This is a genomic window from Mycobacterium sp. HM-7 (genome assembly GCF_053852335.1).
The window spans coordinates 3,845,336-3,857,827 of the sequence record NZ_CM132657.1 but is presented as its reverse complement, the minus strand read 5'-3'; the positions used below and the strand labels follow the sequence as shown (position 1 = coordinate 3,857,827).

Annotated in this window: 11 protein-coding genes; 7 read left to right on the top strand and 4 right to left on the bottom strand. The window is 65.4% G+C overall.

Annotation, left to right across the window (positions count from 1 at the left end; genetic code table 11):
• Positions 1-268: 268 nt before the first annotated feature.
• The 7 genes from ACWW1C_RS18585 (at position 269) to ACWW1C_RS18555 (ending at position 8,038) form a co-directional block, all read left to right on the top strand.
• Positions 269-1,144 carry an alpha/beta fold hydrolase gene (locus tag ACWW1C_RS18585; protein WP_455979757.1) on the top strand — a complete coding sequence of 292 codons (876 nt, stop codon included), beginning with the start codon at positions 269-271 and terminating at the stop codon, positions 1,142-1,144.
• A 70-nt stretch (positions 1,145-1,214) separates the two neighbouring features.
• Complete coding sequence (locus ACWW1C_RS18580) at positions 1,215-2,900, top strand: patatin-like phospholipase family protein (RefSeq protein WP_455984350.1); 1,686 nt, start codon at positions 1,215-1,217, stop codon at positions 2,898-2,900.
• A gap of 261 nt (positions 2,901-3,161) precedes the next feature.
• Positions 3,162-5,384 (top strand): NACHT domain-containing protein, encoded by a 2,223-nt coding sequence (locus tag ACWW1C_RS18575; protein ID WP_455979756.1) that lies wholly within the window; start codon positions 3,162-3,164, stop codon positions 5,382-5,384.
• A gap of 190 nt (positions 5,385-5,574) precedes the next feature.
• A complete protein-coding gene (locus tag ACWW1C_RS18570; protein WP_455979755.1) occupies positions 5,575-5,877 on the top strand; it encodes a DUF4333 domain-containing protein in 303 nt (100 codons plus the stop codon).
• 78 nt (positions 5,878-5,955) lie between these two features.
• Positions 5,956-6,798 carry an LLM class flavin-dependent oxidoreductase gene (locus tag ACWW1C_RS18565; protein WP_455979754.1) on the top strand — a complete coding sequence of 281 codons (843 nt, stop codon included), beginning with the start codon at positions 5,956-5,958 and terminating at the stop codon, positions 6,796-6,798.
• The gene (locus ACWW1C_RS18560) at positions 6,795-7,184 is read left to right on the top strand and encodes a DUF427 domain-containing protein (RefSeq protein ID WP_455979753.1); all 390 of its coding nucleotides are present in this window, start codon (positions 6,795-6,797) and stop codon (positions 7,182-7,184) included. Before ACWW1C_RS18565 ends, ACWW1C_RS18560 begins: the two co-directional genes overlap by 4 nt.
• The gene (locus ACWW1C_RS18555; RefSeq protein ID WP_455979752.1) at positions 7,181-8,038 is read left to right on the top strand and encodes an acyl-CoA thioesterase; all 858 of its coding nucleotides are present in this window, start codon (positions 7,181-7,183) and stop codon (positions 8,036-8,038) included. Before ACWW1C_RS18560 ends, ACWW1C_RS18555 begins: the two co-directional genes overlap by 4 nt.
• Here the strand turns inward: ACWW1C_RS18555 and ACWW1C_RS18550 are convergent, their stop codons facing one another.
• Genes ACWW1C_RS18550 through ACWW1C_RS18535 form a run of 4 tightly spaced genes read right to left on the bottom strand, consistent with a single transcriptional unit; the run spans position 8,039 to position 12,492 of the window.
• Entirely contained in the window at positions 8,039-9,532 is a 1,494-nt protein-coding gene (locus tag ACWW1C_RS18550; protein WP_455979751.1) for a class I adenylate-forming enzyme family protein, read from the bottom strand.
• Positions 9,522-10,919, bottom strand: coding sequence for a class I adenylate-forming enzyme family protein (locus ACWW1C_RS18545; protein ID WP_455979750.1), 1,398 nt, complete (start codon positions 10,917-10,919; stop codon positions 9,522-9,524). Before ACWW1C_RS18545 ends, ACWW1C_RS18550 begins: the two co-directional genes overlap by 11 nt.
• The gene (locus ACWW1C_RS18540; protein ID WP_455979749.1) at positions 10,916-11,695 is read right to left on the bottom strand and encodes an enoyl-CoA hydratase/isomerase family protein; all 780 of its coding nucleotides are present in this window, start codon (positions 11,693-11,695) and stop codon (positions 10,916-10,918) included. The genes ACWW1C_RS18545 and ACWW1C_RS18540 overlap by 4 nt, the downstream gene beginning before the upstream one ends.
• Positions 11,692-12,492 (bottom strand): enoyl-CoA hydratase/isomerase family protein, encoded by an 801-nt coding sequence (locus ACWW1C_RS18535; RefSeq protein ID WP_455979748.1) that lies wholly within the window; start codon positions 12,490-12,492, stop codon positions 11,692-11,694. The genes ACWW1C_RS18540 and ACWW1C_RS18535 overlap by 4 nt, the downstream gene beginning before the upstream one ends.

Below are 12,492 nucleotides of genomic sequence, written 5' to 3'. Positions count from 1 at the left end.
GATCATCCGCCGGATCGGTCCCAACCGAGTCGATAGTTGTTCTGTTGGGTCCCCGTTTGAAACCCGCCCCGACTTCGGTCGGGGCGGGTTTTCCATGTGTGCACTGTGGTCGAGCGCCATGATGTCCTGATTCCGTCCTACGGGCGATGGGATCGCAGTCGTGACGGCGGTGAGCCGGTGACACCGACGGAGCGTTGCCGGCTACATGATCATCGCGCGCGGCGCCGGCTCTCGTCGGCGGAACTTACCGCGCGGTAAGATGCCCCGCATGACTCAGCGCAGCATGCCGACCGTCGATGGCGTGACCCATGAATATGTGCAGGCCGGCGACGTAAAGATCCACGTGGCCGTGGCCGGACCGGAGGGCGGGCGCCCGGTCGTGCTGCTGCACGGCTGGCCGGAGAACTGGTTCATGTGGCACAAGATCATCCCGGCGCTGGCCGATACCGGCTACCGGGTGTACGCCATGGACCTGCGCGGCGCCGGCTGGAGCGAGGTCACTCCGAAGGGCTACGAGAAGGAGCAATTCGCCTCCGATGTGCTCGCCGCGGCGACCGCGCTGGGGCTGGAGTCTTTCGAACTGGTGGGCCATGACTGGGGTGGCTGGACCGCGCAGCTGGTGGCGCTGAAGGCGCCGACGCGCGTCAAGCGGTTGGCGATCCTCAACATCCCGCCGGTGTGGCAGGAGCCGGGCCGGGTGGCCCGCCATGCCCACAAGCTCGCGTATCAACTCGTCGTGGGCGCGCCCGCGGTCGGACCCCTCTCGCACCTGTCGCCGACGCTCTGGTGGTTCATCCGCCGCAGTGGCATGCCGCAGGAGTCGGTGGACTTCTTCCGCAGCTGCTTCCGGGACCGGGACCGTCGCGTGGCGGGCTCGAAGATCTACCGGTCCATGGTCGGCAAGGAGTTCGCGAAACTGGCGCGCGGTCCCTACGACGACCAGAAGCTCGCGATGCCGGTGCGGGTGCTGTTCGGTCTCGACGACGTGGCAGTGCACCCGTCGCTGCTGGAGGGCTTCAAGGATCACGCCGACGATCTGAACATCACCGAGGTGCCCAACTGCGGTCACTTCATCATCGACGAGCAGCCCGAACTTGTGATCAAGTGGCTCTCGGACGTGCTCGCCGAGCCGCAACGGAGTTGACGGTATCGGGCGGTTCCGGCAATCCGACCCAACCGCCGCGGCTGGATGCCGCGTGACCAAGAATGATCGGATGGCGAATTCCGAGCTCGTACCGTTCGGCGAGCTGTCCACTGAGCTGGCGGAAATAGCGGTAGTCGAACCTCCAGGGCTTCCGGGCAGCAACCCGACCCTGGCGCTGCAGCACATGGAAGCTGCACTGGTTCGCGCCGATCTCGACTGCCCCGACGCGCTGAGCCCCGAGCAGTTCCGGCGCCTGCGCTATCTCTTGAGCTTCGCGCGGTTGACGGTGTTCGAACCGGGCGCAGCTGGGCCGTTCGGTACGCGCGGCCGCGGCGATGTCACGGTCGGTGACGAGATCGCCGGCTTCCGGCAGCGCGTGATCGACGCGCTGTACAACCCGCTCCGTGGGCGCACCACCGCGCAGGAGCGACTGGATGCCGCGAAAGCCGTCCTCCTCAGCTTCGCCGAGGACGTGGAGTACGAACGGTCGGTCCTCCTGGAGCGGCACCGCAACGACTTCTCCGCGGCCGAACTGGACGCGGAACTCGGCTACAAGACGTACGTCGCGGTCCTCGGCGGCGGTGGCGGTGCCGGCTACGTCTACCTGGGCGGTATGCAGCGCATGCTCGCAGCGGGCCTGCCGCCGGCTTACATGCTCACCAACTCGTTCGGCGCCATCGTCGGCAGTGTGATGGCTCGCGCGTTACCCGTGCCCATCGAGGACTATGTGGCGTGGGCGAAGACCGTCACCTACCGCGGCGTCCTGGCCCCGGCCAGAACGCGGCGCCGCCACGGGCTCAACGGACTGTTCTCGTTGCAGTTCAACGAGTTCGCCAAGGAGATGTTCACGCGCGAAGACGGTGAGCCGATGCGGCTGACGGACTTGGCGATCCCGTATGAGACCGTCGTCGCAGGCGTCCGGAAGCAGTCGTTCGACCGGCTGCCCGGACAGTTTCATCCGTCGCACTTCACGATGATGGGGGTACGGGCGCTCGAACACCTCAAACTGGGGTACGCGCCAGGCGTCGTCAACCGCCTGTGGCAGGTCGCCGCGTTCATCGACTCCCGCGTCGTCAAGCCCATCGTGCTGGGTGGCGACGATCTCACCGCTGACTTCAATGTCGTTGACGCCGCTAGTTTTTCGTCGGCAATCCCGGGCATTCTGCACCACGAGTCCAGCGATCCGCGAATGTGGGACCTCCTCGACCAGCTGCTCGTGGAGAAGGACGTCGCCGCATTGGTCGACGGCGGCGCGGCCAGTAACGTCCCAATCGAGCTGGCGTGGAAGCGAATCCAGGACGGTCGCCTTGGCACGCGGAACGCGTGCTATATCGGCTGGGACTGCTTCCACCCCCAATGGAATCCGAGACATCTTTGGCTGCAGCCGATTACGCAGGCATTGCAGCTGCAGATGGTGCGCAACGCGCCGTTCGCCGACCGCGTCATCCGGTTCAGCCCGACGTTGTCGCCGGTCACGTTGGCGGCCGCGCCGGAAGCCATCGATCGCGCGATCGAGTGGGGCAACGCGTCGGTCGAGAGTTCGGTGCCGTTCGTGCAGCGGCTCACCGAGCCGGTGTGGTGGGAAGGGGACCAGCCGCCACAGGTCGGTCGCACGCCGGTTCGCATTTCCGCCCCGCTGCAGCCGATGACCACGATTCTGGACGGAGCCCGACGGGCCGCCGAATATGTACCGCGGGTCACGCGGGTACGGCGTCGGGTTGCGGCTGTCGGGCAACGCATCCGTCGATCGCCGTGAAGAATGACGCAGGGAAGGGCTTCGCTGATGTGCGTGGTACCGAAACGTTGCTGATTGCCTGCTCGCACACGCGCGTGCCGCCTAGGCTTGATCTCTACGAAGCGTGTCGTTTGCCACACTGGTGATCGGAGAAAAGTGCGCGGATCTACCGGCGGGCGGATCATCGTGGTATCTGCGGCCTGCGTGAGCTTCTGCGCGATCACTGTCGGGCTCGTGGGAGTGGGAGTGCATTGGTGGCCCGTAGCTGCGGGCTTCCCTCCGGTGGCGGCGATTCTCGCGGCTTGTACGTTGGCCGTGGCGGTAACGACAGCACTCGGCCGTAACCGGCCGGCGCCGGCGGCTGTTCCGGTCAAAGAGCAAGTCGCCTACGCACTCGAAACGCTCGCTACCTTGGTTCAAGGTGTGTGGCGGGACGAAGCACGACTTCGGGGACTCGATGAGACCATTCCGGTGCGGTGGAAATCGGCACCGCGGAACTTGGTTGACCACCGGCACAAGGTGCGCGCCGGCTCAGAACTTAGTGCTTCCAGCGACAACATCGATGGCTTGGCTAACCGGTTCCGCGCCCTACCGGCCAAGCGGCTGGTTATCCTCGGGGAGGCTGGGTCGGGCAAGACTTCGCTTGCCGTGCAGCTGTTGCTCGAAATGCTTCGGCAGCGTCGCCCCGGCGATTTCGTGCCTGTCTACGTCACGATCAGTGAGTGGGATATCGAGCAATTTCCCCGTCTCAAGGACTGGGTCGCCTTTCGAATACGAAACGACTTCGCAGAACTGTTGGACATTTCTGCGGGTGTTGTTGACGAGCTCGTTTCACGTAATTACATATTGCCCGTAATCGATGGGCTGGATGAGCTTGAAGTGCCGCATCGGTTGGCAGTCTTTCGAACTATTCAGGAAACTCTTGATCCAGATGGGGCATTGATTCTGGCATGTAGGACGGCGGAATATCGGCACCTCGTACGCGAATTGCACGTGATCAAGCGTTCCGCGGGGATCGAATCTCAGGCGCTGACCGTAACCCAGGTCATCGGGTATTTGACCGACTGCTTGCCGCCGGAACTGGATCCAGATTGGCAATCGGTGTTCAACGCGACGATCGAAGGGAAATGTCCGGCACTGGCGACGGTCTGCTCGACGGCGTTGGGCCTTTGGCTGGTTCGTGTCGTCTATGTCGAACAGAAGCGCAGTCCGCTGGAGTTGTTGACAGACGACTATCGTGCGGTAGCGGACCTCAAGAGGCACCTGTATTCACAGTTGGTTCCGGTTCTCGTTGCGCTAGGGGATCGTCGGCGTCGTGAAGGCGACAGCCCGTTCGCTCCGAAGCGTACGTGGAGTGCGCCGGACGTCACCCGTTGGCTGGGATTCCTTGCCGGGGGACTTGGAGCGGAGCGTGACTTCGCGTGGTGGCGCCTACCCACTGCCGTTAGCGGCACGGCCGTGCGCTGGTCGGCAGCATTTCTTGGCTGGCGCGTAGCGGCCCTGACTATCGGGATCGTGTGGTTCGTGTGCGGACTATCGGCCACCCTGGGACATTTCGACGTGGTGGCCAGTGTGCTTTCGAGCTCCATAGTCGCCGTAGTCCTGAGTCTCGTCGCGTTCATCCCGTTCTATTTCGTGGTGGTCAAACCCAAGAACGTGCGATTCACGAAGCGCCCGTCAAAAGTAAATTGGCGGTTGCGAGGGCGCGTTCAGCTGTTGGGTAGGCGCAGTGTCGAAGCTTTCCCGGGCGTCGCCGAGGTCGCCGTTGTCACGGCGGTCGTGGGTGGGTGCGCGGCCGGTCTGTTCTACGGCGTATGGAGCGCAGTCAAAGTCGGGCTCGTCGTATTCTTGGCTTTCGTCGCCATCCTGACGGCCGCACTCGGAATCATCAACTGGGCGGCATACTCCGATACCGAGACTGCAGTCCTGACACCAGACGTCGAGTACCGCAACGCCCGCCGATCAGCGCTGATCGAAGCAATCTCGTTAGGTGCCGGCTTCAGTCTGACGTTCCTCATCGGCGGGATGGTGGCGCAACCGGTCTGGCTGTGGATTCCGGTATCACTCAGCTTTGGACTGATGATCGGATGCCTGAGCGCCGCTGACCCAACTTCGTCGCCGTGGGTGGCGTACTTGGCCGCGGAGCGGGTGCTTGCACGGGAAAAACAAATTCCACGTCGATTTCTGGGCTTCCTAGGCGACTGCCGGGCTCTTGGGTTACTCCGTGCGGCAGGTCCGCTGTTCGAATTTCGTCATGCGGAGCTGCAGGACTATTTGTCTCAATCGGCCGAGTTCGGCACCAGAACTTCGCTCGCACCGCCCCCGGTCGGTGAGTGGCAGGTCTCGCCGCGATCCAATCGGTTGTCGAATGGGGAGATCGCAGCGGCGCTTCTGCTTCAACAGAACTCGATGGAAGAGATACGCGCGAAATACGCGCTTGTGGGTCCTGGCGTCTACATGGGTGTGTTGACGCGGATGGTGATCCTGTCGCGGGACGATGCCTGATTCGGCCGAGCCGAGTTCCGTATCGGAGGCGACGCTCGGATGCCCTCGGTCTTTCGTAACGGCCGGTGCCCGCGAGACCGGACGCATCTTTTTCAGAACGGACGCGCGCCGTAGGAGCGCAGGAATGTCTGCGGTCGACCGATGTGCGACTTCCAACGCATTTCCAACTGGACTTGGCTACGTTCCCGCTATGACTCGCATTCCTGGCCGTATCGGGGCGGCACTCGTAATCGGACTCGTCACGCTGCAGCTGAGTGCGTGTACCTCGACCATCAAGCCCGAAGGCGCCGCGCAGTCGGTGACCGACATGGTCAGCAGCAAGACCGGATTCCATCCGACTGATGTCAAATGCCCGTCCGGCGTCGACGCCAAGGTCGGCGGTGAATTCGACTGCACCTTCACGGGCCCGGAAGGGCCGTACAAGGCCCACTTGAAGATCACCAGCGTGGATGGCGAGAAGGTCGGCTTCGACATCAAGACGAGCCGGAGCTGAGCGCCGGCCGATCTGCCTGAGAATCGCATTATCCGATAGGTAGAACATCCCTTCCCGTCGCGGTATGGTGATGCGGTCATGGCCGAGTGGTTCTTGTTTCTGCCGCAGGTGCGGCTGAGTATCGATGAGATCGTCGAGCGCGCGCAGGTGGCCGAGGGGTCGGGCTTCGACGGCATTGCGTTCATCGACCATCTCGAGGCGCCCGGTGCGCCTGACCGCGGCATCTGGGACGCCACGGCCATCGCCGCCTGGGTCGCGGCGCACACCCACCGACTGCGCGTCGGGCATCTGGTGCTGTGCGACGGCTTTCGGCATCCGGCGGTGCTCGCCAAGCATGCCGTCACGATGTCGGCTGCGTCGGGCGGGCGTTTCGAGCTCGGCCTGGGTGCGGGATCGATGCCGAGCGAATTCGAACGCTTCGGCATCGACAACGCCGATGACGCACCGGCCCGGGTTCGCAGGCTGGAACGAGACCTCGCGCTGATCCGCCAGTATTGGGGCGACGACGGAGACACCGCGCAATCGCCGCGCCGCGAACATCCGATACCCTTGGTACTCGGCGGCGTCGGCAAGAAAACCCTGGAATTGGTTCGCAGACATGCCGATTGGTGGAATCTGCCGTGCAATCACCTCGATCGGCTCGAGCGGTTACGCCCGCAGGTGGGCAACGCGCGGGTGTCGGTGCAGCAGATGGTCGGGTTTGTCGGGTCCGGTGCGGACCGCGCAGGGGTCACCGAGACGAGCACCCGTCGGTTCGGATACCTCGGCGACGGGCTGACCTGCGGGACGGCAGACCAGTTGATCGACCACTTCGGGCGGATGAGCGACCTTGGCGCCGAGCGGTTTTACGTGTGGTTCGCCGATTTCGCCCAGCCGGATACGTTGAGAGAATTCGCCGAGACGGTGGTGCAGGCGTCATGAGTTTCGTGGACCGCCCCGACTACCGCGTCGATATCCATCGCCGCCGCAACACGATTACCGCAGAGCACGACGGACGCCTCATCGCCTCGACCTCCGACGCCCTGCTCGTCGACGAGCAGGATCACGGCCTGGTGTTTTATTTCCCGCGCGCGGACGTGCGCATCGAACTGCGCAGCGACCCGGACGCGACCAGTCGCTGCCCGTTCAAAGGACAAGCCACCTATTGGCGATTCGACGGAGACGGGGACGAACCGGTGTGTTGGAGCTACGAGGATCCGGCTGAACAGGTGGCGCAATTGCGTGACCACGTCGCGTTCTATCAGGACCGGGTGATCGTGCGGGTCGGTCAGGCCCACCCCGCTGTCCTCGGATACGGCCACGCATGACGATGCCGTCCTCCGTTACCGGAATGCTCGAGGTGTTCGATGTCCAGCCGAATGGCGTGGGCCGGTTTCGCGGCTTCAGCGATGGTGGTGAGCGAGCCATCGTCGATGGCACCCAGCTGCTGGCGCAGTCGATCGTCGCGGTCGCAAAACAGTTGCCGACCAAAGCGATTCGCTCCGCGCACGCGATCTTCGGCCGGGCCGTGCAGGTGGACCTACCGGTCGACTTCGTCGTCGACGTGGTCAACGACGGCCGCAGCTTCGCTGCCGTGGTGGTGGCGGTGGAGCAGGACGGCCGCCGCTGCGCGACGGTGACGGTGCTGGCCGATACCCCGACGCATGACGTGATCCGGCACCACGCGGACCGCCCCGATATCGCGCCGCCGGCCGAGGCGATTCCGAGCCACATGCCGATGATCGGTCGCGAGCTTCGCCTCGTCGATGTCGTGGACGTCAACAGTCCCGACGAGGTCGGCCCACCGGTGTTGCACGCGTGGCTGCACTATGACCCCGTTCCTCAGCGCGACGACCTGGCCAAGGCGCTGCTCGCACATTTCACCGGTCACCTGTCCATCTCGACAACCATGCGCGCCCACGCCGGCATCGGCACCAGCCAGGCGCACCTCACCGTGTCTACGGCGCCGATGACGGTGACGGTCACCTTCCACGAGCCGGTCGGCTGGGACGGCTGGCTGTTGTACTCGCACGAGAGCACCCAGGTCGGCGCCGGAATGTCTTATGTGCGTGGGCAAGTCCACACCGAGGACGGCCGGCTCATCGCCTCCTTTACTCAGGAGGGGATGATCCGTCCGTTGCGTACCACCGACACTGCCGTCGCCGCGACGGCGCGCTTGTAGTCAGGAGTGGGTCAACAATTCGCGCAGCGCGGCGACGTCGACCTTCCCGGTGGACCCTCGGGGCAGCTCATCCTCGGAGTTCAGCAGCCGCCATACGGTGGGAATCTTGAACGAGCTCAACCGCTTTCGTGCCGCCGCCCGCACCTCGTCGACGGTCATGGTGCGTGACACCACGACTGCCGCCACCGCGCCGGCGACGTCCGTCACCGCCGCGACGTCGACACCGTCGATGGCGCGCAACGCCTGTTCGACCTCGCTGGGGTAGACCGTCGCGCCGTTCACCTTGAACATATCGTCGGAGCGACCGTGGTAGAACAAGAAGCCGTCGGCATCGACGTGTCCGAGATCGCCGGTGGGGTAGTACCCGTCCGTCGTGAACAGATCTTCGTATGTGCGCCCGCAGATTCCGCTCATGAGATACGGTCCGCGAATCTGGATCATGCCGATCTCGCCGGCCGGCACCGGCACTCCGGTGTGGGGGCCGACGATCCGAACCTCGGTGCCGGAGAACGGTTTGCCGCAGCTTCCCCATTTCGGGGGCGGCATGTCGGTGTCCGCCGGATACCCGCAGTACGGGCCGAACGCCTCCGTCATTCCGAACAGTCTCGCTCGGGCGCCTGGTGCCGGGCGCTGCGTGTCCGGCAGGAGCGCGGGCAGACTGCCCGCGCGTAGGGCCGGCGGGGAAACTCCTATCGAATCAGCATGGCGGGCAATCGCTTCAGCCTGGTCCGGCCAGCCGCGAAAGAGCGTCACGCGCTCGCGCCGCAACAGCCGCAGCGTCGACTCCGGTTGCGGGGTCTCTTCGGTGACCAGCGTGGCGCCGGCCAACAGCGCCGTCAGGATGCCACTGCCGAATCCGCCCACCCAGAAGAAGGGCATCGGCAGGTACAGGCGGGTCTCGCTGTCGACGCACCGCGCGGTCAAGCCCGCCCGCACCGCGCCGAGCGCGCCGCCGTGAGAGTGGATGACGCCCTTCGGCGGCCCGCTGCTGCCAGAGGTGAACATGATGGCCAGAGTGTCTGCCGGTGTGACGGTTTCGGCCATCGCATCGACGGCGTCGGTATCTGAACCGATATTCAGTTCGGTGTCCGGCCACACCTGGAGCAGCTCCGTGAGCTCCGCATTTTCGGCGCGCAGCTCGTCGAGGTACCGGTGGCCGCGGAACTCGTCGACGGTGATCAGATGCTGCACTGCGGCGACACGCAGTTGTGCGACCAGTTCGGGCCCTCGCAGCAGAGTGCTCAGCGGAACCAGCACCGCGCCGATACGTGTCACCGCAACGGCGATCCGCACCCACCTGACGTTGTTGGGCATGATCAGCCCGACGCGGGTACCCACGCCGATCCCGGCGTCGATGAGAGCCGCGGCCAGGCGGCGGCTCGACGCGTCGAGTTCGCGGTAGGTCATCGAGTCGGCGGGGTCGATCACCGCCGGCTTGTCGGGGTATGCCGCACCGCGTTCCCGCAGCAGGCGGTCGATGGTGTTATCGGGCATGTTCGTCGGCGAAGAACCGGCGGACCTCGCCGAGATCGGCCTTGCCGGAGGGCGTGCGGGGAATCCGGTCGACGATCGCGATGGAGCTGGGAATCTCATAGCGCGCCAGCCGGGTTCGGAGGTAACCGACGATGTCGTCGACCTCGGCAGCGGCCCGCAGTTCGACCATGGCGACCGGGGTTTCGCCCAATCGCGCATCGGGAGAGCCGACGACAGCGGCACCGGCCACCGCGGGGTGAGCTTCCAGCGCGGCGCGGACGTCATCGGGCAGCACCTTGAACCCGCCCCGGATGATGGCCTGGTCGGCGCGTCCCAGGATCCACAGGAATCCGTCGGCATCGATGCGGGCCAGATCGGTGGTGCGCATCCAGTTCGCGGATGGTCCGAGCTGCCCCGGCTTGACCTCGAGCAGCCCCGGCTCGTCGTCGGGTAATGGGTTGCCGTGTTCGTCGACGACACGCAGGGACGCGCCGAGCGTGGCGCGCCCGACGCTGCCTCGCTTGTCTTTCCAGAACTGGTGGTAGTCGGTGACCGTCCAGCCTGCGACACCGCCGCCGAATTCCGTTGCCGCATAGGAGGTCAGCACCGGGATGCCGAACTTGGCGGTGAAGGCGTCGGCATCGTCGGGGGACAGGGGCGCCGTGCCTGACGTCACGGCTTGGATACCGGCCAAGTCGTCGGCGCACAGATCCGAATGCAGGACGGTCCGCAGCGCCGCCGGCACCAGGGATACCGCGCCCGGCCGGTGCCGTCGCACCGCGTCGGCCCAGCGGTCCAGATCGAACCGGTCCAACAGCGCGAACGACCGTCCTGCGGTGACGCACTGCAGGATCCGGAACACCCCGCCGATGTGAACCAAGGGCGCGTTGACGATCGCCACCCCGCTTCGCAGCGACGTCGGCGCCGGACCCATCAGACTGCGGGCCAGCATGTCGTAGGTGAGGTCAATTCGCTTGGGCGGCCCCGTTGTTCCGCTGGTCAGCATGCGCACCGCCACTGTCGGCCGGGTTTCGGCCGTGCCGTCGGTTGTCCAGATTCGCAAGGCGGCCACCGATGCGGTGGGCTCGGTGTCCAGGTCGGGTGCTTCGCCGATGACGGTCGACAGGTCGAGCGCGGCGAGATCGGCGCGGGTCCGATCCTCGCCGCGGGACGGGTTGATGGTGACGATGGTGCCACCCGCCAGCAGGACACCGAGCAGCGCCGCGACATGGTCGGGCCGGTTCCGCAGCAGCATCCCGATCTGGGCGCCGGGGGAGATGGCGGCGATCGCCTCGGCGATATCGGTGATGTGGCGCCATGAATGCCATCGGTCCTCGTATTCAATGGCATTCGCACCCGGATCGAGGCGCAGCACCTCGGCGATGCGCGTGCTCAGCGGATGGGTCACCGGATCCTCGGTGGGTTGCGCCGGGCCGGCTCGGCGCCGAGTTCGGCCGTGCCCAAGGGATTTCCGAGGCGGGTGTAGATCAGATTCTGTTCCATTGCGGCACGGTAGGGCTTGTCGAGTGACTCCCAGATGGCCTTGACGGTGCCCTGGGTCGCCGATGGCGGCTTCGCCGCGATACCCGCGGCGATGGCGTGGGCGCGGGCCCAGAGTTGATCGGCGGGCACGATCTCCGACACCAGTCCGATGCGCAGTGCGGTCGCGGCTCCGACGCGTTCATCGTTGCCCATCAACGCGATTCGCAGGGCCTCGGCGAGGCCGATCCGTCGCATCAGCCCAACGGGCTCCAGCGCACACACCAGACCCGCGCTCACATGGGAATCGAAGAACGTCGCGTCTTCCGCGCAGATCACCACATCGGCTTCGTTGACGAAGTAGAACGCGCCGGCGGTGCAGATGCCGTTAACCGCGCAGACCACGGGCTTCCACATCTTCTGCCATTTCGGGCTGAGTGCCTCGCCGGGGTCCTCGTGGTTCCACACGTTGTCCGGTTGTCCATACGGCGTTTTCACGTCGAGGCCCGCGCTGAATGCCCGGTCGCCGGCCGCCCGCAGCACCACGGCGTGGACGGTGTCGTCGCGTTTGACTGCCTGCCACGCCTGCCTCATCTCCTCGCACATGGCGCGGTTGAACGCGTTGAGCGCCTCGGGCCGATTCAGCGTGATGGTGGCGACGTGGGCGTCCGGCTCCACGTCCAGGGTGATGGTTTGGAACGTCATCGGCACTGCCAGTCCGGTGCACGTTTCTCGACGAACGCCCGGGGTCCCTCGAGGGAATCCTCGGTGTGCAGGTTGCGTTCGCGGAAGGCTTCGGCGAGCATCTCGGCTTCGTGGAGGGGCAGGTCCAGACCCTTGAGGATCGCCAGTCGCGTTCCGCGAACGGCCAGTGGCGCGTTGGAGTTGATGATGTCGGCGATCTCGTGGGCCCGCTCGAGTAGCCGGTCGTGTTCGACCACTTCGCTGATCATCCCGAGCTCGAATGCCCTGGCCGCGTTCAGCCGTTCGTGCTTACCCAGCAACGCCATTCGCAGGGCCACCGACCTCGGCAGGACCCGCGCCAGTCTGACGACCTCCCGGCCGGCCACCAGGCCGATGCTCACGTGGGGGTCGAAGAAGGTGGCTCGGTCCGAGGCGATGACGATGTCGGCGGTGGTCACCCAGTCGAGGCCGGCGCCACAGCAGATGCCGTTGATGGCGGCCAGCACGGGCTTCGCCATCCGCCGAAACGGTGGGGTGCCCTCCTGCGGCGCTTCCCACTGGTCGTACGTGGACAGGTAGGGGCGTTCGGCGACGACCTTGCCGTCGCCGGGAATCTCCTTCACGTCCGCGCCGGTGCAGAATCCGCGGCCGGTGGCGGTGACGATGAGCAGCCACACGGCGTCATCGTTCTCGGCCTGGTCGTAGGCGATACGCAATTCGGTGACCATGTGCGGACTCAGCGCATTGAGCGCATCCGGTCGGTTCAGCGTGATGATGGCCTTGTGGCCTTCGACCTCGTACTTGATGGTGTCGAACAC

Bases quoted from the DNA above. Each gene is read 5' to 3' on its own strand.
- ACWW1C_RS18585 (WP_455979757.1), top strand. From the start codon at position 269: ATGACTCAGCGCAGCATGCCGACCGTCGATGGCGTGACCCATGAATAT.
- ACWW1C_RS18580 (WP_455984350.1), top strand. From the start codon at position 1,215: ATGGCGAATTCCGAGCTCGTACCGTTCGGCGAGCTGTCCACTGAGCTG.
- ACWW1C_RS18570 (WP_455979755.1), top strand. From the start codon at position 5,575: ATGACTCGCATTCCTGGCCGTATCGGGGCGGCACTCGTAATCGGACTC.
- ACWW1C_RS18565 (WP_455979754.1), top strand. From the start codon at position 5,956: ATGGCCGAGTGGTTCTTGTTTCTGCCGCAGGTGCGGCTGAGTATCGAT.
- ACWW1C_RS18560 (WP_455979753.1), top strand. From the start codon at position 6,795: ATGAGTTTCGTGGACCGCCCCGACTACCGCGTCGATATCCATCGCCGC.
- ACWW1C_RS18555 (WP_455979752.1), top strand. From the start codon at position 7,181: ATGACGATGCCGTCCTCCGTTACCGGAATGCTCGAGGTGTTCGATGTC.
- ACWW1C_RS18550 (WP_455979751.1), bottom strand. From the start codon at position 9,532: ATGCCCGATAACACCATCGACCGCCTGCTGCGGGAACGCGGTGCGGCA.
- ACWW1C_RS18540 (WP_455979749.1), bottom strand. From the start codon at position 11,695: ATGACGTTCCAAACCATCACCCTGGACGTGGAGCCGGACGCCCACGTC.